The 20,547-nt window shown below is 52.2% G+C and carries 15 protein-coding genes; 12 read left to right on the top strand and 3 right to left on the bottom strand.

Translation table 11 applies throughout. The annotated features are described in order from the left end of the window. Positions 1-64: 64 nt before the first annotated feature. Positions 65-2,512 (bottom strand): penicillin-binding protein 1C, encoded by a 2,448-nt coding sequence (gene pbpC, locus VIS48_05800; GenBank protein HEY9165658.1) that lies wholly within the window; start codon positions 2,510-2,512, stop codon positions 65-67. Beyond that, the gene (locus VIS48_05795) at positions 2,509-8,181 is read right to left on the bottom strand and encodes an Ig-like domain-containing protein (protein ID HEY9165657.1); all 5,673 of its coding nucleotides are present in this window, start codon (positions 8,179-8,181) and stop codon (positions 2,509-2,511) included. The genes pbpC and VIS48_05795 overlap by 4 nt, the downstream gene beginning before the upstream one ends. 269 nt (positions 8,182-8,450) lie before the next feature. Between VIS48_05795 and VIS48_05790 the strand changes: the two genes are divergently transcribed. From VIS48_05790 to VIS48_05740, 11 genes are all read left to right on the top strand, one after another. Next, a complete protein-coding gene (locus VIS48_05790; GenBank protein ID HEY9165656.1) occupies positions 8,451-9,242 on the top strand; it encodes an enoyl-CoA hydratase-related protein in 792 nt (263 codons plus the stop codon). A 20-nt stretch (positions 9,243-9,262) separates the two neighbouring features. Continuing rightward, positions 9,263-10,036 carry an RluA family pseudouridine synthase gene (locus tag VIS48_05785; GenBank protein HEY9165655.1) on the top strand — a complete coding sequence of 258 codons (774 nt, stop codon included), beginning with the start codon at positions 9,263-9,265 and terminating at the stop codon, positions 10,034-10,036. Further along, positions 10,029-10,808, top strand: a complete 780-nt coding sequence (locus VIS48_05780; protein ID HEY9165654.1) for an enoyl-CoA hydratase-related protein — start codon at positions 10,029-10,031, stop codon at positions 10,806-10,808. Before VIS48_05785 ends, VIS48_05780 begins: the two co-directional genes overlap by 8 nt. Before the next feature lie 72 nt (positions 10,809-10,880). Continuing rightward, positions 10,881-11,747 (top strand): Phenylacetic acid catabolic protein, encoded by an 867-nt coding sequence (locus VIS48_05775; GenBank protein HEY9165653.1) that lies wholly within the window; start codon positions 10,881-10,883, stop codon positions 11,745-11,747. Continuing rightward, positions 11,747-12,952, top strand: a complete 1,206-nt coding sequence (locus VIS48_05770) for a 3-hydroxyacyl-CoA dehydrogenase NAD-binding domain-containing protein (GenBank protein ID HEY9165652.1) — start codon at positions 11,747-11,749, stop codon at positions 12,950-12,952. Before VIS48_05775 ends, VIS48_05770 begins: the two co-directional genes overlap by 1 nt. Before the next feature lie 13 nt (positions 12,953-12,965). After that, positions 12,966-13,508, top strand: a complete 543-nt coding sequence (locus tag VIS48_05765) for a hypothetical protein (GenBank protein ID HEY9165651.1) — start codon at positions 12,966-12,968, stop codon at positions 13,506-13,508. A 102-nt stretch (positions 13,509-13,610) separates the two neighbouring features. After that, positions 13,611-14,807: a thiolase family protein gene (locus VIS48_05760; protein ID HEY9165650.1), complete on the top strand. Its 1,197-nt coding sequence runs from the start codon at positions 13,611-13,613 to the stop codon at positions 14,805-14,807. Positions 14,808-14,820: 13 nt separating this feature from the next. After that, the gene (locus VIS48_05755; protein ID HEY9165649.1) at positions 14,821-15,306 is read left to right on the top strand and encodes a hypothetical protein; all 486 of its coding nucleotides are present in this window, start codon (positions 14,821-14,823) and stop codon (positions 15,304-15,306) included. 29 nt (positions 15,307-15,335) lie between these two features. After that, the gene (locus VIS48_05750; protein ID HEY9165648.1) at positions 15,336-15,812 is read left to right on the top strand and encodes a DinB family protein; all 477 of its coding nucleotides are present in this window, start codon (positions 15,336-15,338) and stop codon (positions 15,810-15,812) included. A gap of 3 nt (positions 15,813-15,815) precedes the next feature. Further along, positions 15,816-17,318 (top strand): aldehyde dehydrogenase family protein, encoded by a 1,503-nt coding sequence (locus VIS48_05745; GenBank protein ID HEY9165647.1) that lies wholly within the window; start codon positions 15,816-15,818, stop codon positions 17,316-17,318. A 238-nt stretch (positions 17,319-17,556) separates the two neighbouring features. After that, positions 17,557-18,585 carry an NAD-dependent epimerase/dehydratase family protein gene (locus VIS48_05740; GenBank protein ID HEY9165646.1) on the top strand — a complete coding sequence of 343 codons (1,029 nt, stop codon included), beginning with the start codon at positions 17,557-17,559 and terminating at the stop codon, positions 18,583-18,585. Between the two features lie 33 nt (positions 18,586-18,618). Here VIS48_05740 and VIS48_05735 read toward each other — a convergent pair whose 3' ends face one another. Beyond that, on the bottom strand, positions 18,619-19,635 hold the full coding sequence (locus tag VIS48_05735; protein HEY9165645.1) for a zinc-binding dehydrogenase: 1,017 nt from the start codon (positions 19,633-19,635) through the stop codon (positions 18,619-18,621). Positions 19,636-19,836: 201 nt separating this feature from the next. Here VIS48_05735 and VIS48_05730 point away from each other — a divergent pair, with 201 nt between their 5' ends. Then, complete coding sequence (locus tag VIS48_05730; protein HEY9165644.1) at positions 19,837-20,547, top strand: hypothetical protein; 711 nt, start codon at positions 19,837-19,839, stop codon at positions 20,545-20,547.

The raw sequence follows: 20,547 nt of genomic DNA, 5'->3' as shown, positions 1-20,547 counted from the left end.
AAGGAAGATAAACGTATTTCGAAGAATCGCAGCGATCGCAGTACCGGCAGCAGACTATCAAGCGCTAGTTCACGGTAATCCGCACGGTTGAACTTCTCACGGTCTTGTTTTTTCTTTCGGCGATGATGCTGAACGCGTGTCCTCCCGGTAACAATGCCCAGCGCGCTATCTTGGTATCCGATAATTCAGCGTACAATTTGCCGTCGACGAGCAGTTTGACATCATGGTACGCTGGACCGGCGACGACAGCCACATCCAGCATTTGAAATTCTCTTCTGAGTGACGGATCGATTTTGAAGACCGCTCCATTTTCCGGCGCTGAGATTCCGAACTCGACGGCAGCCGGCCGCTGAAGATCCCCGGTCGAACTGACCGGCGTCCCGAGACGCGCACGCGGTCCTGGTACCGGAAGCCGATTGCGGCGTCCCTCCTCCCGCTGCTCGAGCCAGGAATCATAGCTGGGCGGCAGTACCTCGATGGTCTCTGTCAGAAGCGATCTTCCGCGGATCGGCCCACGGGCGGGCTCTCCTGTCCGTGCATCTACAAGAATCTTCAGGTGCATGTCGCACGTTTCAGTCGGTTCAGTTCCTCGAATGAACACTTCATCCATGGTGCCGGTACACGCGTTCCCCGGGAGTTTTCCTGAGAGCGCACAGACTTTCACGTGAACGATCCCCTCTGGAACACGGAAGCCCGACCAGTTCCCCGATTGTTCGAGGTAAAGCATGACATCCCTGAATAGCATACCGGCACCGGTAATCCCTGAAATGGTTCGCATCGGTTTAGCGTCGAAGTTGCCTGCCCATACGCCGACCGTCCATCTGGGTGTAAATCCAACCGTCCAATTGTCTTTATAGTCCTTGGAAGTTCCCGTTTTCACGGCGCAGGGGAACGGCAGACTCACCGGCGAATCTATCCCGAATGCCGGGGCGCGGGCGTCCTCGTCGCTGAGTATGCTCGTGATGATGTAAGCCACTTGCGGTGAGAACACGCTCCTCGCGACTCCAGCCGGCACGGAACTGTCGGGTGAGGTGAAAGGTTTCTCGACTCCGTTAATGTTTCTTATTGCGAGTATGATTTTATCCGGAATATAATTCCCGCTGCGTGCCAGCATGGAGTACGCTCTTGTCAGCTCAAGAAGCGTCACTTCACCATCTCCAAGCGCAAGGCCGAGACCGTAGTATGACGCGGGCCTGTCGAGCGATGCCAGGCCGGCGTCGTGAAATTTCGCGAGGACGGCATCAAGCCCGAGCTTGTCAGCCACCCTCACCGCGGGGACATTGTACGAACAGCCGAGCGCCGTCCTTAACCTGACCGGCCCGTGAAACCTTCTGTCGTAGTTTTGCGGAACGAAAGTGCCGTTTTGGGTCGGAGCGGCGAAAGGGATGTCCGGGAGCACTTCTGCAGCGGTCATTCCTGCTTCCAACGCTAGGCCGTACACGAACGGCTTCAGCGCCGAGCCAGGCTGCCTCTTCGCCAGAGCACCGTTGAACTGACCGTCATGAAGTGAATCGAAATAGTCCACCGATCCCGCGAGAGCTATCACTTCACCCGTCAAATTGTCAATGACAACAACCGATCCGTTTGTGACATGTGACTTCCGGAGAGACGCAATATGTCCCTTGAGAAGAATCTCTACCGTGTTTTGGATCTCGTAGTCGAGCGTAGTTCTGATCGAAGAGATCCGGGACCGTTCGTCCGCGGGAATTGAGTTCAGAACCATCTCAGTAAAATGCGGGGCCCTCAGCTGGCGGTCGGGATCCTGCAAAATTATTCGTTCGTCCGCTGCACGCCCGCATTCCTCTTTCGTGATGTAATTTTCCGAGAGCATTCGCTTAAGAATGATCAGCTGTCGTCTCTTTGCTTTGTCGATTCCCTTGTATGGATTGGACATACTAGGTGAATTTGGAAGGCCGGCGAGGAATGCGGACTGTGCGAGAGATAGGTGAGCTGCAGGCATTCCAAAGTAGAGGCGCGATGCCGCCTCAATCCCGTATGTGCCGTTTCCGTAGGGAACGCGGTTGAGATACTCGACGATGATGTCCTTTTTGGAGATAGTCTTCTCCAGCCGGATTGCCCGCCAGCCCTCGATCATCTTCCCGAATATTGTCCGCGGCTCATGGTATATGTTTCTCACAACCTGCTGGGTGATCGTCGATCCGCCGGCGACAAACCGTCTTGACCTGATATCCTGGACGAAAGCTCTCGCAATTGAGAATGGATTTATCCCGGGGTGCGAATAGAAATACCTGTCCTCAGCTGCGATCGTAGCATCGATCAAGTGTTTTGGAATTTCATCCGGGCGGAGCCAGTACGCTCTTCCTCCTTGGTCAGACAGGACCTCTCTCAGGGTTCTGTCGTTTCTGTCTGTGATGCGCATGGATATTACTGGAAGAGGCGACAGATCTTCCTCTGGTATTGGAACAAAAAAAGAAAAAATGAAAGCGGCAGCGGCAATCATCACGCCGCTTTCAAGAGGTCTTAGCCTGAGAAGTCTGATCAGCCTTCTCATTTAACGATCACTGTCCCGTGCACAGTCTGACCGAAAACGTCCGGTGCATACATCTCTTCCGCGTGGGTCGACGGCATCGAGAATGTCCCGTACGTCGCGGCCCGCACCAGATAAGAATGATAATGTGTTCCCGCGTCAAGGGTATTCGCGAAAAGAAGCACGCGGTCGTCTTTCTGTTCGACATGGTTGAATCCGCCCGACCAGTATTCGGTTTCATATTCGTCAGGATTATCCAGGCCCTCACTGAGAAATCCGCTTTCGGTGTCGAAGGTCAGATTCACGGTTTCAGTACCCGCAGGTATCGGATCGTCGACTACCACAAAATTTCTCTCCTGCGCCACCACAACTGTGATGGTCACTTTGTACATCGATCCGGCTGAAAGCAAATACTCTCCGTCTGCCGATTTCTGTGCCGGCTTGCCGTCTGCCGTCGTGATCACCTTCAGTACTGCGATTCCTTCATCGCGGTAGAGCGTGTCTCTCTTCGGATAGTAATTCATTCGGATGCCGTAGTAGAGTCTCCCGGCGCCGCTTTTCTTAATGCTGATGGGTAGAGCTTTGTCCTTCGTGAACTCGCCAAGGGGCACAGACTCCGCCACTGTCTTGAACTCTCGTCCCTTGAACATCGAGTCCAGGATTTTCCGGCCTGCAATCGAAATGTGGGCGGTGAAATCCGGATTCTCTTTCTCGAAGGCAGAGAAATAATCCGACAGCGCTGCAACTACGTAAATATTTTCCTGTGTCGATCGCCATCTCCCGATCTTGCCTTCGCGCATGATCCAGCTTGTGACTTTCGCAAGGAACGGATCGCGATATCCGGTCTCGAGCAGCGCCTGAAGTATTATCGCGGTCGTCCTCGTGTTTGTGCTGAAGACCCACTTCAGTCCCTCCCAGTCGGGTTCTTCGAAATGCGCCGTTGTCCCATCGAACTTGGCCATGTTCAGGAGAGCTCTCGTAATCTCGTTTTGCATGCCGAACATCGCTCCTGAATTTCCGTTTCCTTTGTGTATGGCCTCGAGAAGGAAAGCTTTCGCAAAGAGCGGAAGCGTGTTCCTCGAGACGTACAGCTGTTCGACATACGCCGGCTCCGGATGGCCGACACAGGCAAGCGCGTAGACAATCAACGCCCGGGTCGCCAGGCGGCACGGCTCTCCGCCAGGAACGTACTTTTGATTCTGAATGTCTCTCAGATAATTGCTGCAGTATTTTACGGCATTATCCAAAACTTCCTTGTCAACGCTGTATCCCCGATCCACCGCCTTGCCGAGAACCATTACCGCGTAACCAGTGAGATATGGATAGGAGTACGGGTCGCCTTTCCAGTATGCGAAGCCGCCATCGCCCGTCTGGAAACGGGAAATCTCGTCGATGACACCCTGCGCGACTGCCCTCATGTCTTTTCCTTCGAGAACGTTCAGCTTGAAAGCCTTGACCATGTCTTCCCCGAGTATTATGGGAAGGACGCAGGAGAGTCTCTGCTCAAGACAGCCGTAAGGATACGTGATCAGGTAATTAACGCTGTTCTCCAACCCGCCGAGTGCTGTGGATGCCGCCGTAAGCTGGATTTCTCCGAGACCAGGATGAATATCCTGCGGAACGATTATCGATTCATTCGCGGAATCCTGGGTGCTCTCGTAAAGTGCGTCCGATTCCTTCATCCTTGGGACTTCAACAGGAATTGTGATGGTCAGTCCGTCGGTGAACTTTCCCATCGCCGCCTGGAAGTTGAAAGTCGCTGGACCGATTTGCTCCGGTGCCTGATAATCGAATCTGATCTCTTTGCTCGCGCCAGGTTCCAGTGAAAACGTCATCGTATCCTTTCCCGAAAGAATCAGGTTCTTGTCCACGGAAGCGAGGAGGACAACGGTGCCGGGCTCTTTGGAGTAGTTTGTAGCGAGAACCCCGGCGCTGAACCTGTCGCCGACGCGCGCGAATCTCGGCAACGCAGCCTGAAGCAGGAATTCCTTGTTCACACGGAACGTGCTTGTCCCGCATCCGAATTCGGAACCCATCGTCAACGCGACGGCCATGACTTTGAACTGGCTCAGGTTGTCCGGGAGTTTGAATCTGATTTTCGCCGTTCCTTTTTCGTCCGTGATAATTGACGCCTTCCAATAAGCGGTAAATCTGAAATCGCCTCTCATCTGAATTTCTGAAAGCGACATTCCGCCGCCGCCTTCATCTTCTCCTTTTTCACCGTAGGAACGCTGCTGGACAAGATGGACGATCGTCTCAGACGTTGTCACGCCGAGCTCTCGCGGTCCGAAGAAAGTCTCGAAGGGGTCGGGCAAAGCGTAGTTGATGAGATTAAGTACACCCATGTCGGCGACGCTAAGCACAACTTCTGCTGCGGTCCCTGCGCCTGAAGCATTCTTAACATTAATCGAAACTTCTACAGAGTCACCGGGGTGATAGTTGTCCTTATCTGTCACAACCGAAACACCCAGGTGTTGAGTCCCGGCATCCACCGGAAGGTTAATATACCCGATCTTGAATGACGGCCGCCCGATGTCCTCGCCCCGCGCGTTCACTTCCTGTACTGCTACACGGCCCTGTAGGAGGACCACCGATACGAAGATATTCGGAAGATCACTCTTTGTGATTGGAATCCTTATGTCGGGTGCACTCCCGACGAGCGTCGTTGTCCACTGCCTCAATATTCCGTCGCGTTCGACCGTCACCAGCGCTCGCGCGTTCTCGTAAGGAGATTTAACCATCACGTGCGCAACGTCGAATGGCTTGTAGCTTTTCCGATCTGAGACAAGATCGATACGGTCATCATCGGAGCGCTGCCAGGCAATGTAGCTGGAACCCGTCACATAGAAGTCGTTTCCTGATTCTATCGGGTTGCCCATCGAATCCGTCGAGCGAACGTTTATCAGGTAATATCCGGCATGCTTGGGAACGTATTCTCCTTCTCGCGGGGAACTGCCGGACGGTACTGTGAAATCCTGCAAGATTGAATCAATCTTGTCCGTCTGCCAGTAGTAACGGCCGTCGGTCTCTGCCCTTCGGACCGAGATCCACTGCCGCTTTACAATCGAGACATGAAGGTCTTCTCCCTGGATAAGCGATCCGTCTGGCCGCGACGCAATTAGATCGAAACGCAAAGTGTCGCCGAGCTTGTTGAAGAAATTGGACTCTCTTATGCCGATATAGAATTGTCCACCGTGAAGCAAAACACTCGCCCTTCCTGTCACACTTCGTCTGCTTTGAGAGGTGGCAGTCGCCTCGAGAAGAAGATTCTGCGTCCCCTTGAGCCGATCCTTTCCAATGGGAAAACTGATCGCAAGCATTCCGTGGTCATCGAGTGTCGTGTCGACTGATGCGAGCATCGTCTCGCTTCTTTCTACGTCCCACCATGATGGACCGAATGAGTAATCCGGATAACCGGGCGGATCGAATGATCCTGGAAACGCACGGAGTGCCCATGATACCTTGTCGTTCCTCATCGGCGCGCCGAAAAGATACCTCGCCGAAATAGTTCCGCGTGCGGTGTCGCCCATCGTATAAGACGGCTGATCGGGAGTGCCGTTTGCGAGGAAACGTACGCTCACTTCGGATTCAGCGGGTCGAAATGCTTCGACACGGAAACTACCCGACGCGACTTCGATCATCCCTTCAGGACTCTTCTTCTGATCTTCGTCTTCGTAATCGTATTCGGAACCTCCGTACTCGAGCCCCGACTTCCTGGTGAAGACATGTATCCTGTAGTCGCCGAGATGAGCGTTGGGACTCATCTCGAAGGAGAGATCGAATGATCCGAAAGGAGAGACGGTCATCGTGTCGGTTTGGACCTCTTCGTTCATCGGGTCCATTACTGCGACGAGGACTTTTCTTCCTACCGGCAATTTCCAGTCATCCGATATTCTTTGTCTGACGATTCCCTTAATCTGGACCTCCTCGCCGGCCCGGTACAAACCCCGGTCAGTGAATACAGTGCCCGAGAGGCTCTGGTATTGGGGGCGCCAGTCGTAATTGATGCCGAATCTCCATGGATCGATACCGGTTCCTTCTTCATTTCGTGTAAAAGCCCAGTCTTCCCCCTCGCGTGCGAAGATCCATATGCGAGGCTGTTGATACTCTTTCGGTTTCATTCCGAGTGTACCCCAACCCGGTGTTGTTGCAAGCCCTGAAGTATCGGTCGAGCCTTTCCACAGAACTCTGTTTTGATCGTCCCTTACCTGTACCTCGGCACCTGCTACCGGTTTCGTATCCTGCAAATGTGTGACCCAGACGAGATTATTTTCCGGCGAAAACTTGGCTGTAATCCCGAGACTCGTCACCTGCAGAAATGCGCTCGAAGGTCCGAAGTCGTTGATAGCCGGTACCGGCTCGCTGATTTCTGCACCGATAAACCCGAACTTCTTTCCGCCCAACGGTTCGTCGGCTTTGAACGTGATATGCGAGAGGGTGTTGTTCTTAATCTTCAAATCCACTTTCCGGTCCACATTTACCCACTGGTCGAAATGACCGGATATGAAGTAAGGTATAACGCTGTCTACAGGAATCGATGCCAGCCGCAGTCTGAAACTCTCCAAATTTCTTACGGCAATCGGATATCGCATCTTGCCATACGCCTCAATGGTTCCTTCGCCGCCTGCCATGTAGAGCCTCGAGGTGTATGAACCCGTCGAGAAAGAAACGGATATATCCTGTCCCAGGGAATTTCCAAATTCATCCTTCAACGCGCCGTCGATCTTAAGGGAATAGGTTGTGTCCGGCAAGAAATCGAGATAAAGCGACGTGCGCGTCCGCGTTCCGTAATACCCTTCGGAATATTCGGACGGAATCTCGATTCCCGGACTGAACGATAAATGCTGTACCAGCTCCTTCATGTCAACCGGGTTTGAGAACACGAGTGTCAGAGCTCCATCAGGTCTGATGCTCTCACTACTTAAACCCTCGAATTTGAAATCGCCCGGAGTCGAAAATGTAATAACCTTGTCAGCCGCGAGCCCGAGATTCCCCACGACACCGGGAAGTCCTGCCTTAAGTTGAACGAAGTACTTGGATCCACCTTCCAGCTTGTCCGTCGGAACGACGAGCAGAATATTTTTCGCGAGGTTGTCCCATCCGAACTTGTCGAGCTCGTCGCCAGTTGGATACCTAACCTGTGACGGAACCGTCATCAGGACGGTGCCGTTGGATTTCATTATCGATATGTATGGCGCGGCACGCGACGGATCCATCGGCTCGTTGAACTGTAAATAAATCTTTGTCTCCGGCCGTATATACGTTGCATTGTCCCTGGGGAGTGTTCTGATTAATTGTGGACGAGGCGTTTCGAATGTCCAGGTGTAATCCTGGCTGAGCGTGCTCCCGTCCAGCGCCTTTGTTCCGGCCGGCACACGCGCGGTGTACGCAGTTGCATAGGGGAGGGTGTCGTTCGGCCAGAATGTCAGCGTGGTCGTTCCAAGCCATCGATACCGTCCCTTTATTTGCGGCTCGATGACAAGCGGACCCGACCCTTCGCCCACCGGGACTTCCTGAAGTGGAACCATCGCCTTGTTGAAGATGACGACGATTGCGTGAGACTGGTCGCGGGTCTCTGTCGCCCCGCTCGGAGTCGCGGAAAGGACTCTCAACGGTTCATTCGTTTGTTGTGAAGTAACTGTCCCGGGGAGATATGACAGGACAGCGAACAAAAAAAGAGCAGACCTTTTCATTTCAGCCACCCATCAATTGATATGATATGCGAGGAAATTAAAAGGAAAGGATTCAAGGAACAACTGTTTTGGCCGAAATTGCAATCCTGCCGTTCTGAATTTGGGCAATATTACATTAGGCCGGACTTCACACATCTTCGTGCGGAATCCTCTCAACCTGATTTTCTTTGAATGTGGAGTTCCGATTCTTCCGTCACTATCCAGCGCCTACTCTTGTTTCTTTTTTAAGTCCGATCTAAATTTGCGTGCACACCAACATCGGAGCGTTGATGGAGACTCGGAAGTATCCTGTTGGCCAAAGCGTCATCCTCACCATAGAAGAACCAATTGCTATTGTGCAGCTTCATCGTCCCGAAGTGCTCAACGCGCTAAATCACGGGCTGATGATTGAGCTCGCAAATTGTCTCGAAGAACTCGACGCGGATACGAAAATCAATTGCATTGTGATAACGGGGAACGAGAAAGCGTTCGCAGCAGGTGCAGATATAAAAGAGATGGCCGAATCGGGAACCATTGAAATGCTCACCCGTGACAACTTCAGTGTCTGGGAAAGGATAAGACGAATCAAGAAGCCGATCATTGCCGCAGTGAGCGGCTTCGCTCTCGGTGGCGGCTGCGAGCTTGCGATGACGTGCGACATTATTATCGCCTCCGAGTCGGCGAAGTTCGGACAGCCGGAGATCAATATCGGTGTAATCCCGGGAGCGGGAGGAACCCAAAGGCTCGCGAGAACTGTTGGAAAATACAGGGCGATGGAAATAGTTCTGACCGGAGAGACTATCGGCGCGGAAGAAGCAGCGCTGCGCGGCCTGGTCAATAAAGTCGTACCCGACGAACTTCTTCTCGATGAAGCGAAGAAGCTCGCGCTTCTCATTGCCTCGAAGCCGGCGTCAGCTGTGAAACTTGCGAAGGAATCCGTGCTGAAAAGCTTCGAGCTGCCGCTCAAGGAAGGTCTCGAGTTTGAACGAAAAAATTTCTATATGCTCTTTTCGAGCGAGGATCAGAAGGAAGGTATGAAAGCGTTTTCGGAAAAACGGAAACCCCGCTGGAAAGGAAAATGATTTCTGGAATGAGTGGTCCCATGAAGCGAAAACTTGATTTCGTGATAAGATCGAGGAACGGCGAGATCGTGTTCGAAGATGATAACATCATCGTGATCAATAAACCGGCCCATCTTCTCGTGCTTCCCGACAGGTACAACCAATCGCTGATAAACCTGTATAACATGCTGAAGGAGGAATTCGGCGAGATCTTCGTGGTACACCGGATAGACAAGGAAACAAGCGGGACGATAATATTCGCGAAGAACGCCGAAACTCATGCGGCACTTAACACCCAGTTTGAAGGAAGGGAAGTTGAAAAGAGATACGTCGCGATCGCGGTTGGGAATCCCGATGAGGCCGAGGGGAAAATAGAGGCCCCCATTTCTGAAAGCCAGACACATCCGGGCGTTATGAAGATTAACAAGAAACACGGGAAACCTTCGGTTACAAATTACAAGGTCGTCGAAATGTTCAATGGGTACGCCCTTGTGGAAGCAAAACCCGAAAGCGGGAGAACTCATCAGATCAGGGTACACCTCGCGTCTATTGGACTTCCGGTAATGTGCGATAAGGTTTACGGGGACGGCAGGCCATTCTTCCTTTCCCAGGTCAAATCGCGCTATTTCTCCGAAGGCGACGAGAAACCGCTTCTCTCGAGGACAGCACTTCACGCGGAGTCGATTTCATTCATGGATCCCAAATCCGGCAAGCGGGTTACGTTTGAGTCCGAACTCCCGAAGGATATGCGTTCGGTACTCAACTATCTTCGGAAATTTAAACTCCCGGGCACACCGGCTTATGCCCATGGCTGAACTCCAGACTATCCTCGTTGAGTCGGGCGAAGGAGTCGGTCGACTGACGCTGAACAGGCCCGACTCGCTCAACGCATTTAACGAGGAGATGACCGAAGAAATATTTTCAGTCCTCAGAGATTTTTCAAAGGACGAAAATGTCAGGTGTGTCTCCATCACGGGGAACGGGCGCGCATTCTCCGCGGGACAGGATCTGAAAGAAGTTTCGCCCGGAAGGTCATTCGCAGATTCGCTGAGGCGGCGGTATAATCCGATCATCCGGCAGATTACCTCGATGCGTAAGCCGGTTGTCGCGCTTGTGAACGGAGTGGCCGCCGGCGCTGGAATGAGCCTCGCCCTGGCATGCGATTTCATAATCATGAGTTCGGACGCGAAATTCATACAGGCTTTCGTGAAAATCGGACTGGTGCCGGACTCCGGCTCGAGCTTCTTCCTCCCGGCAATCATCGGACAGAAGAAGGCGTTCGAACTGGCCGCTCTCGGAAATGACGTCGCAGCAGATGAAGCGCTCCAATTGGGACTTGTCAACAGGGTTTTCGCATCCGACGCGTTTGCCTCCGAGTCAGGAAAAATATTGCACCAGTTTGCCAGCGGCCCGACCGTGGCATACTCGATGATTAAGAAAATGATGAACCGTTCCTCCGGAAGATCGCTCGAGGAAAGCCTTGAATACGAGACGTACTTGCAGGAAATTGCCGGACGAACGGACGATTCGAGCGAAGCGATCCGGGCATTTGTTGAAAAACGGTCCCCGAAATTCAGGGGAAGATGACCGCCTGAGTTCCGGAGAAAGGCGCGGCCGCGGCCTACAAGCCGTGACGCAAAAGATAGAGAGGAAGAAATCATGACGGACACAAATCCTCTGTCATACAGGAATCCGTCGCGTCTCGCCAACAGTGAGCGCGAAAATCGGATGTTGGAGAAATTTAGAAAGGGTGAATCGATTGAGACAACCGACGAGATGAGCGATGATTATTATCTCAACCTCGTCAATCTAATGCTGCAGCAGGCGGACTCTGAACTCGCCGGCGCATTCGGCTACGTTCCCTGGATCATGCAGGCGCCGACAACCGAGGAGAAACTTGCCGTCGCTAATATCGTGAAAGATGAAGTCCGTCACGCGCGCGCGATGTACAGACTTCTTGAAGACATCGGCATCGATGTCGACTCGCACGTATCGAAGCATGACTATACCCTCCGCATCGAGACTAAGGGCGACGACCTGAAGGACAGGCGAGCTGCTGACGACAGGAGAGTAAATATTTTTTATTATCCGATAGACTCATGGGCCGATTTTGTGATGTTTCAGTTCTGCATGGACCGCGGCGCGGGTCACCAGCTTGAAGACGTGAAAAAGTCTACTTACGGCCCGTGGAAGAGGGAGATCGAACGCATCTTCAAGGAAGAAATGATGCATGTCAACCACGGCGATTACTGGGTGAAGAAGATGGCCCTCGACAAGCCGACCAGGGCGGAGATCCAGTCCGCACTCGAAAGATGGTACCCGCGTACGATGAACATATTCGGAAAGCCGAAAACAAATCGCAACCAGGTTTACAGGAAATACGGATTGAAGCAAAGAGACAACGACGATGTGAGAAAAGCGTTTTCAGAAGAAGTCAGATTGAAATGCGGCGAGTGGGGACTTCACCTTCCCAATTGGAAAGCCGAATGGGAACGGATTGAAGAGGACGGAGTGATCTCAGGCTGATGAAAGCCGTCGGAATAGTCGGCACCGGCACCATGGGCGCCGGAATCGCGATGGCCTTCTCACGAAGCGGTTGGGAAGTGCTTCTCTACGATGTCTCCAAGGAGATAGTCGCCAGGTCGCTCGAGGTCATCGGGACCGAATTTCAGAGAGACGTGGAAAAGGAAAGAACGAAACCCGAAGACGCCCAGGCTTCCATCGCCCGGATCCATCCCAGAACAGAGCTCTCGGATTTCTCGGAGGTGCATCTCGTCATCGAGGCGGTAACCGAAGACTTGCTCGTCAAGCAGGGACTGTTTTCAAAGCTTGATCAGATCTGTTCCGCCGACGTCCCTCTGACTTCCAACACGTCGAGCCTGTCCATCGGTGCAATCGCGAGCGGGAGCGTGCACAAGAACAGAATAGCCGGTCTTCATTTCTTCAATCCCGCACACAAAATGAAACTCGTAGAAGTTGTCAAAACCGATTTCCTCGCGGATGAAATCCTGGTAGAGCTTTCACAAATCGTACGCCAGATAGGCAAGACTCCTATAGTAGCGCGCGACACTCCCGGTTTCGTGGTTAACCGATGCGCGCGGCATTTCTATCTTGAACCGCTCCGGTTTCTTTCCGAAAGAATGGGAAGTGTGGAAGAGATCGATTACGCGTTCGAGGCGGCGAACTTCCCGATGGGCCCGTTCCGTCTCCTGGATCTTGTCGGCATCGATGTGAATTTCCACGTATCGAAATCCATTTACGAACAATTCTTCCACGAGCCGCGCTTTCGTCCCGTATTACTTCAGCAAAAAATGGTGGAATCGGGATTCCTCGGGCGAAAATCCGGCTCCGGGTTTTATACTTACGACGAGAAGTCTCCTAAAGTCGCTCTCAAGATTGACCGCCGAGAAGGATCGATAAGCGAATCTCTCCGCGAGATGGCTCACAAGATCAGCGGGAGAATCGAGACTAAAAACCATTTAAACGACAGCCAGCGGCTCATACTCGCGAGGACGGTATCCATGATCGTGAACGAAGCGTTCTTCATGCTTGAGGAGGGAGTCGCGGGTGAAGAGGACATAGACCTCGCAATGAAGCTCGGGACGAATTACCCGCTGGGACCGATTGAGTTTTCAGAACGCGTCGGGAAATACCTCATCGCGGAGTTTCTCCAGATCATGCGACGCTCCAACGGCGACGCTTACAGGCCGAGCAGCTTGTTGTCCAGTTGAAACGGAGTTTCTTATGCAAAGAGCACGCAATTCTCTTCTGTTTCTGATTTTTGTTTCAGTTAATGCCCTCGCACAGCCTCAGATCATAAACTTCCGCGAGCTGCAGCAATTTCTTCCGCAGGCTGATTACGAGGTTTACAAGAGAGCCAGACCTACCGGGGAAACATCGAGCATGATGGGCTTTTCATCCTCGTGGGCTCAGGTGAATTACATTTATACTACAGACTCAAGCGTCAGCAGTATCTCTGTGAAAATCACCGACATGCTGAACCTTCCGTCATACATGTCGATCTCTCCCACAATTTCAGGCGACATGGACAGGGAAACCGAAACCGGTTATGAGCGGACGACAATGCACAAGGACACGAAGGTCCTTGAGAGCTACGATACGGTGGCCCATCAGGGTAAACTTCAGTTTCTCGTTGCGCGGAGATTCCTGGTGGAGATCACCGGTATGTTCATTTCAAACACTAAACCGCTCTACGCACTCTTTGATATGATAGATCTTGATGGCTTAAGGAAAATTGTTTCTGAGAACAACATGCAGAACAAGTAGTGCGGCGCCCCCTTTTAAGTCCAAATCGATTTCATTTCTCACTCGCCATTCACCTGAAATTAATTTCATGAAAAACCTGTTTTCAAATTGATGGCACGATCTATCAGGCCTGCTTTCATCGTATCTTCAGTCAGGACTCCCGTCGGGAAGTATGGCGGAGTGCTGAGCGCTGTCAGGCCGGACGACCTCGCCGCTCTTGTCCTTCGTGGGATTATCGGGAAGTCGGGCATCGATCCGCGAAACATCGACGATGTCGTGCTTGGGTGTGCGAATCAGGCGGGAGAGGATAACCGGAACGTCGCGCGGATGGCTGTTCTCCTGGCAGAATTTCCATGCGAAGTGCCCGCTTACACCGTCAACCGGCTTTGTGGTTCGAGCCTCGAGGCGGTCAATTCGGCCGCACGGATGATCGGAACTGGCGACGCGGACTGCGTGGTCGCCGGAGGCGTCGAGAGCATGTCCCGCGCACCGTATGTAATCCCGAAGAATGTTTCGGGGAAGGCACTGTTCGGCAACCTTACCGCTTACGATACCGCCTTGGGCTGGCGATTTCCGAATCCTGCACTCGCGTCCAGGTTTCCCCTTGAGAGTATGGGAGAGACAGCCGAGAATCTTGCGGGTAAATATCGGATTAGCAGGGAGGCGCAGGATGAGTTTGCCCTCGAAAGTCATCGGCGCGCGGTGGCTGCGCAGGATGCCGGAAAATTTCACGATGAACTTGTCGAGGTCAGGATTTCAGGTGATAAGGAAATTACGGTTGCTGATGATGAAGGTCCGAGACGCGACACGAGCGCGGAAAAAATGTCCAAGCTAAAACCTGCGTTCAGGGAACATGGTACTGTTACGGCGGGCAACTCGTCCGGATTGAACGACGGCGCATCGGCCGTTCTGCTTTGCTCCGAGAAATTCTGCGTCGCGAACGGGCTTGAACCTGTTGCGGAATTCGTGTCGAGCGGAACCGCCGGGGTCGACCCGCGATATATGGGCATCGGTCCGGTACCCGCTACCCGTCGGGCACTTGAGAAGGCAGGTCTCAAGCTGGCTGACATCGGGCTCATAGAACTCAACGAAGCATTCGCTGCACAGTCTCTTGCCGTGATAGTGGAGATCGGATTCGACCGGTCTATCACCAACGTGAACGGCGGCGCCATCGCGCTGGGACATCCCCTTGGCGCAAGCGGCGCGAGAATTTTGACGACACTGATTCACGAAATGAAGAAGAGAAAAACCGGTTTCGGACTTGCAACCATGTGCATCGGTGTCGGTCAGGGGATTACCACCATAATAAAATTAACTTGAACCGGAGAAAATTATGAACTGGTTTTTTGTTTCTCTCTTCTTTCATCTGATCGGCGTCGGGATGATATTCACTCTGCTCTTTGCCGGACCTATAATCGAGGCAAATTTCAGATGGGAGAACGACGTACGCGCGAAGGTCCACGCTGCAAAGCTACTCCGAAACATCGGCCTGTTGTCGCCATTCGGAGCCCTGGTGCTTATCCTCAGCGGCATCGGTAATATGATCACTCTGAACATTACTATCTGGGACCTTTTTGGAAAGGCATGGTGGCTCGCGTTGAAGCTCCTGATTTTTATTGCTCTCCTCATCATGGGGATGGTGATCAGCCCGAAGACGGCAAAAGCCCGCGCAATGCTTCTTGACCAGCTGAACCAGCTCAACCCTCCTGAAGATGCAAACTCTCAGTTGTCCGTCTTAAACTCCAGGCAGACCGGGTTATTCATTATGAACTGGGTACTGGTCCTTGTGATAATTCTCCTGACCATCATTAAGCCGTAGCGATTGAAGAATCATAAAGGAGGATTGAAATGAAATCAAAAACTCTGGCCCTTATCCGGAAATACGAGAACGGACCCGGTGACCTTATCGCCGCTGTTGACGGACTGAATGAATCTCAACTCGACAGGCGTTTATCTCCCGGAAAGTGGAGCATAAGGCAGCAAATTAATCACCTGGCGGATTCGGAACTGAATATGGTACACCGCATGAAGAAAGTGCTATCGGAAGACACTCCACTCCTTATGGCGTTCGACCAGGATAAATGGGCAAAAAGGTCTTCTTATGAGAATTTGTCGGCCGAAAATTCCGTCGCCCTTTTTTACACGCTTCGCGCCGCGATGGTGCCGATCCTCAAGAGCCTGCAAGAAAAGGACTTCGAGAGGTTCGGGATTCACAGCGAGAATGGTAAGGTCAGCCTGAAAGACCTCCTGGAAGATGCGATTGAACATTCGGAACATCACACGAAACAGATCGAGAGCATTAAACGCAAACATAAAATCCGGTAATTAATGAAAGAATACGGACTCTATATAGACGGTAAGTTTGTCGACTCGGCCGGAGGAGAAACCGCGGAATCAATTAACCCCTTTGACGGTTCGGTAGTTGCAAAGTTTTCGACAGCGAAAGCGGATGATATCGATCTCGCTGTTAAAGCTGCGCGGCGAGCGTTCCACTCGGGAGTGTGGACAGAGATTCCGGCTGATGAACGCGCGAAATACCTGAAGAAGATATCCGACTTGATAAATGAAAAAGCGGCGGAGCTTGTCGAGCTCGAAGTCCTCGATTCGGGTTCCACCTTGAAGAAAGCAAGAGAGGATGTTTTTCTGAGCGCGAGAGCATTCAATATATTCTCGAAGCTTGCAGTCGGCGAAAATGAGCGCGAGATGATCGAGATTTCTAAACCGGGATATGCCAGGAATATTTTAAGATACGAACCCGTCGGAGTTGTCGGCGCGATCATCCCCTGGAATTTCCCTCTAAAGATGGCAGCGTGGAAAATCGGGCCGGCGCTTGCAGCTGGATGTACCATCGTCCTTAAACCATCTGAGCTCACTCCGGCTACCGCGATGGAACTCGCGAAGATAATTGACGCGTCGGGAATTCCGCCTGGAGTGGTGAATGTTCTGCCCGGCTACGGGAACGATGCGGGAGAGAGTCTCGTCAGGCATCCGGACGTCGATAAGATCGCGTTCACCGGCTCAACTGCCGTCGGAAAGAAAATCATGCAGATCGCTTCGGACGATCTCAAACGCGTCACGCTCGAATGCGGCGGAAAATCCGCAAACATAGTTCTGGATGACGCGGACATGAATGTCGCGATCGACGGCTCTCTCTACGGAATGTTCTACCATTCCGGCCAGTGTTGTGAGGCGGCAACTCGCCTTTTCCTCCATGAGAAAATACATGACGAATTTGTCGCGACGCTTTCGGAACGCGCGGCCAAAATGAAACTCGGGGATCCAATGAGCGCGGATACGGACATCGGACCGCTCATCTCGAAGAAGCAACAGCAGAAAGTCCTTGATTACATAAGCAGCGGTCGGAAAGAAAATTACCTGCTCGCTATCGGCGGCGGAATTCCTAAAGCACCTGAACTAAAGAACGGGTTCTTCGTCGAGCCGACAATCTTCGTCGGTGTCGATAACCGGTCAAGGATTTCACAGGAGGAGATCTTCGGGCCGGTACTCGTCGTGACCAAATTTAAAACCGATGATGAGGCGGTGTCTCTCTCGAACGATGTGGCATACGGCCTTGCTGCCGGAGTATGGAGCAGGAATTTGGAGCGGGCCCGAAAAATTGCCGACAGGCTCAAGGCCGGAACGGTCTGGATCAACGAGTGGCATCTCCTGAATGAGCGCGCGCCTTTCGGCGGCTACAAGCAAAGCGGGATCGGAAGAGAGTTCGGTCGGATCGGGATCGAAGAATACATGGAAGTCAAGCATATCCATATCGACGACGGCGTACCGCGGGAGAAACGCGCGTGGTACGATGTGGTCGTTCCCAAAAGCTGAAAAGACCGTATATAGATTGGTCTTCTGAGCTCATTCACGGGTCTGATTCACCTGCTTTGCCGACATCTTACCGATCAACTCGACATCTCTTTCCGTGTGATCGCGAAATGAATTGCTTGACTCGGGTTCAAGGAATTATCTTAACCGGCTTGAGACCGAAAGTTCAAGGGCCGAATTGCATTATCGACTTCACATCCGGTGAGAGCAATTTCAAGTCATTCTCTCAAAAGGAGACATAATGGAAAACAAGACAATATTGATTACGGGGGCAAACGGAGAAATAGGTCACGGTCTGATTTCTCATTTCGCAGAACACGACGGTATGCGGGTGGTAGCAATGGACCTTAATACTCTTGATGAAGAAACGCGCAAGAAATGCTTCAAGGCATATACGGGAGACATCCTTGACAACCGGTTCGTTGACTCGCTTTCGACCGGGCACGACTTCGACGCGGTGTATCATCTCGCCGCGCTTCTTTCTACGCGCGCGGAGCGGCAACCGACGATCGCACACAAAGTGAATGTCGACGGCACATTGAATCTCCTCGAGATGGCTATAACCCAATCTCGTCTCCAGGGAAAAGAAGTGAAGTTCATATATCCGAGCTCGATTGCTGTTTACGGTTTGCCGGATCTTCCGACAAAACATAGTGCCGGCCGAATCAGAGAAGACGAGTGGACGAATCCACGGACCATGTACGGAATAAATAAATTGTATTGCGAGAGTCTCGGGAGATACTACACGAGGTTCTACAGGCAGCTGGATGCCCATTCGGACTCGTCGGGTGTCAAGGTTGATTTCCGGTCGGTGAGATTTCCGGGTTTGATAAGCGCTGTTACGCTGCCGACGGGCGGGACGAGCGACTTCGCACCCGAGATGCTGCACCAGGCGGCGAAGGGCGAGCCGTACTCCTGTTTTGTGAGGGATGACACGAGAATTCCATTCATGGCTATGCCGGACGCGATTAACGCCCTGCTCAAACTCGAAGCCGCCCCAAAAGAAAAACTCGGAAGACAGGTGTACAACGTCGGCTCGTTCTGTCCGTCTGCAGGAGAACTGAATGACCGCGTGACACAGGCATTCCCTTCGTCAAAGGTAATCTTCAAGCCGGACCTCAAGCGGCAGGTTATCCTCGACACTTGGCCGGAAAATGTCGACGACTCGCAGGCAAGGAATGATTGGGGATGGAAGGCGGAATATGATTTCGAGAGAGCGTTTGAAGAATACCTGGTACCTGCGGTCGTTCGATTCTATAAGTCTAAATAATTCCGGGAAAAGACTTAAGCGGGAAGAACTCGGTCAAACCTTCACGACTACCTTGCCGACCGTCTTCCCTGATTGAAATGTGCTGATCGCCGCCTTCAGTTGATCGAAAGGAAAGACCAGGCCGACGAAAGGCTTTTCAAGTCCAAGTGCCTGGATTTCGCACAGCATGTCCTTGAGCTGTTCAACCCTGTTGTAGAGCCATATTAGATTGAATCCCAATATCGATTTGTTGGACTCGATCAGTTCCATCGAGTCGTACCTTGGTCTCGACATGAACCGTCTGAGCAGTCTGAAGTAATCCGGTCTGCTTGCAGGAGAAGCGTAGTCTGAAAGCCCGTACGACACCATTCTTCCTGAAGCCGCGAGGAATTTGAAACTCTCCTTCTGGAATCTTCCTCCAATCGAATCAAGCACAAGATCGAGTTCTCTTCCGTCAAGTTTCTGTTCAAGGTCGCGGCTGAAATTGCGGCTCCTTACGATGACATCATCATATGCCTCTTCCTTGAGGATGTTGATCTTGGCCGCGTTGCCGACCGTACCGATGGTGTACGCCGTGAATTTCTTTGCGATCCGGTTGGCATATATTCCTACACCGCCAGCTGCACTGTGAATCAGCACTGTCTGCCGCGGCTGCAGATTCCCGAGCGTGAAAAGAGCGTAATATGCGGTAAGAGCCTGCACTATAAATGAAGCTCCTTGCTCAAAGGTCCAGTCGTCAGGCATTCTCATTACGTACCTGCTGTCGATGTTGAGACGTGTGGTGTAAGCTCCAAACCTTATTGAACCCATTACTCTCTCGCCAACGTCGACGCTTGTGACCAGTTTTCCCCTGGCCGCGACCGCTCCGCTGAATTCTATCCCGGGAATGAAATCGGATTTCGGCGCAGCACGATACAAACCAAAGATCGTAAAGATATCCGCGAAGTTCAGTCCGATCGCCTTGACGTCGACCGCGACCTCGTTATCCGCCGGTTCCCGGAGTTCTTCATCGACCAGAACAAGATTATTCAGAGATCCGGCCTTCGTTATCCTGTAAGACTCTTTTCTCATGACTTCCCCTGACAGTTATGCAAGAAAGTATCGGATGGAGAACTGAAAGTCAAATTCACCGGGAAAGAATTTCCGCGCAATCCGATCCCCTTTTGAGACGATGAAACTTAATTCGGCCATTCACGTAGCACGGAAAGCGAGCACGAGTCTGAGTAACTGAATCGCTGTATCACGATAAAGAAAAACGGAGAGGAGAGAGTCATGAACCTATTGACAGTCGCCTTCCTTGCTCAAGCGATGTTCCTGTCGGGAGCAGGGGGAAGTGGCGGTCCGGGAAATCATAATGAGTGGAAATACCCGGATAATCGCGTGAGCACGGAGACGATCGAAAAATCACTTAAGATTGAATCCGGTACCTTGATACTGCTCGACACAGAAATGGGAAATATTAATATCGGAGAGTATGACGGCAAAGACGTTCAGATCGAGATGACGGTCGAGGGGACCCCGGAAGACATATCCAGGATTCATTTCACGCACGATTATTTTAGGAATCAGGTGACCCTGACCGCATGGTACGACGGAACAAGTGAAGCACAGGAAGCCAGATTGAAAAACGCGAGTTTCACAATAAGACTGCCTCGTGATTCTTCTTATTCGCTCCGGACTAAAACACAGCTGGGAAACATTAATGCCGTTGTATCGCGCAACACGAAGGGAGTAGACTTGTCGGCCGAGGCCGGAAGCGTGTGGCTGAGAGTGCCCTGCGATATCGCCGCGACCATCGACGCTTCCACATCCGGAATCGGTGGAGTTCAATTCCTCCCCGCTGAACGGTTGTGGGACCTGTGCTTCTCAAGTGAAATCTCTAAAGGTGATCACCTGAAGGGGACCATGCATGGCGGAGGGGAGAAGATAAATGCTTACGCCGGGAGCGGGAACGTCTATTTTGAAGTAGAACCCAGGAAGTAG

It is taken from the genome of Candidatus Kryptoniota bacterium (assembly GCA_036567965.1).
Lineage (GTDB): Bacteria > Bacteroidota > Ignavibacteria > Kryptoniales > JAKASW01 > JAKASW01.
Note: the sequence above shows the minus strand (reverse complement) of the source record. Positions and strands in the feature narration are given on the sequence as shown.

What these genes read in the sequence shown, in the direction of transcription:
- pbpC (HEY9165658.1), bottom strand. Translation starts at nt 2,512, where the DNA reads ATGAGAAGGCTGATCAGACTTCTCAGGCTAAGACCTCTTGAAAGCGGC.
- VIS48_05795 (HEY9165657.1), bottom strand. Translation starts at nt 8,181, where the DNA reads ATGAAAAGGTCTGCTCTTTTTTTGTTCGCTGTCCTGTCATATCTCCCC.
- VIS48_05790 (HEY9165656.1), top strand. Translation starts at nt 8,451, where the DNA reads ATGGAGACTCGGAAGTATCCTGTTGGCCAAAGCGTCATCCTCACCATA.
- VIS48_05785 (HEY9165655.1), top strand. Translation starts at nt 9,263, where the DNA reads ATGAAGCGAAAACTTGATTTCGTGATAAGATCGAGGAACGGCGAGATC.
- VIS48_05780 (HEY9165654.1), top strand. Translation starts at nt 10,029, where the DNA reads ATGGCTGAACTCCAGACTATCCTCGTTGAGTCGGGCGAAGGAGTCGGT.
- VIS48_05775 (HEY9165653.1), top strand. Translation starts at nt 10,881, where the DNA reads ATGACGGACACAAATCCTCTGTCATACAGGAATCCGTCGCGTCTCGCC.
- VIS48_05770 (HEY9165652.1), top strand. Translation starts at nt 11,747, where the DNA reads ATGAAAGCCGTCGGAATAGTCGGCACCGGCACCATGGGCGCCGGAATC.
- VIS48_05765 (HEY9165651.1), top strand. Translation starts at nt 12,966, where the DNA reads ATGCAAAGAGCACGCAATTCTCTTCTGTTTCTGATTTTTGTTTCAGTT.
- VIS48_05755 (HEY9165649.1), top strand. Translation starts at nt 14,821, where the DNA reads ATGAACTGGTTTTTTGTTTCTCTCTTCTTTCATCTGATCGGCGTCGGG.
- VIS48_05750 (HEY9165648.1), top strand. Translation starts at nt 15,336, where the DNA reads ATGAAATCAAAAACTCTGGCCCTTATCCGGAAATACGAGAACGGACCC.
- VIS48_05745 (HEY9165647.1), top strand. Translation starts at nt 15,816, where the DNA reads ATGAAAGAATACGGACTCTATATAGACGGTAAGTTTGTCGACTCGGCC.
- VIS48_05740 (HEY9165646.1), top strand. Translation starts at nt 17,557, where the DNA reads ATGGAAAACAAGACAATATTGATTACGGGGGCAAACGGAGAAATAGGT.
- VIS48_05735 (HEY9165645.1), bottom strand. Translation starts at nt 19,635, where the DNA reads ATGAGAAAAGAGTCTTACAGGATAACGAAGGCCGGATCTCTGAATAAT.
- VIS48_05730 (HEY9165644.1), top strand. Translation starts at nt 19,837, where the DNA reads ATGAACCTATTGACAGTCGCCTTCCTTGCTCAAGCGATGTTCCTGTCG.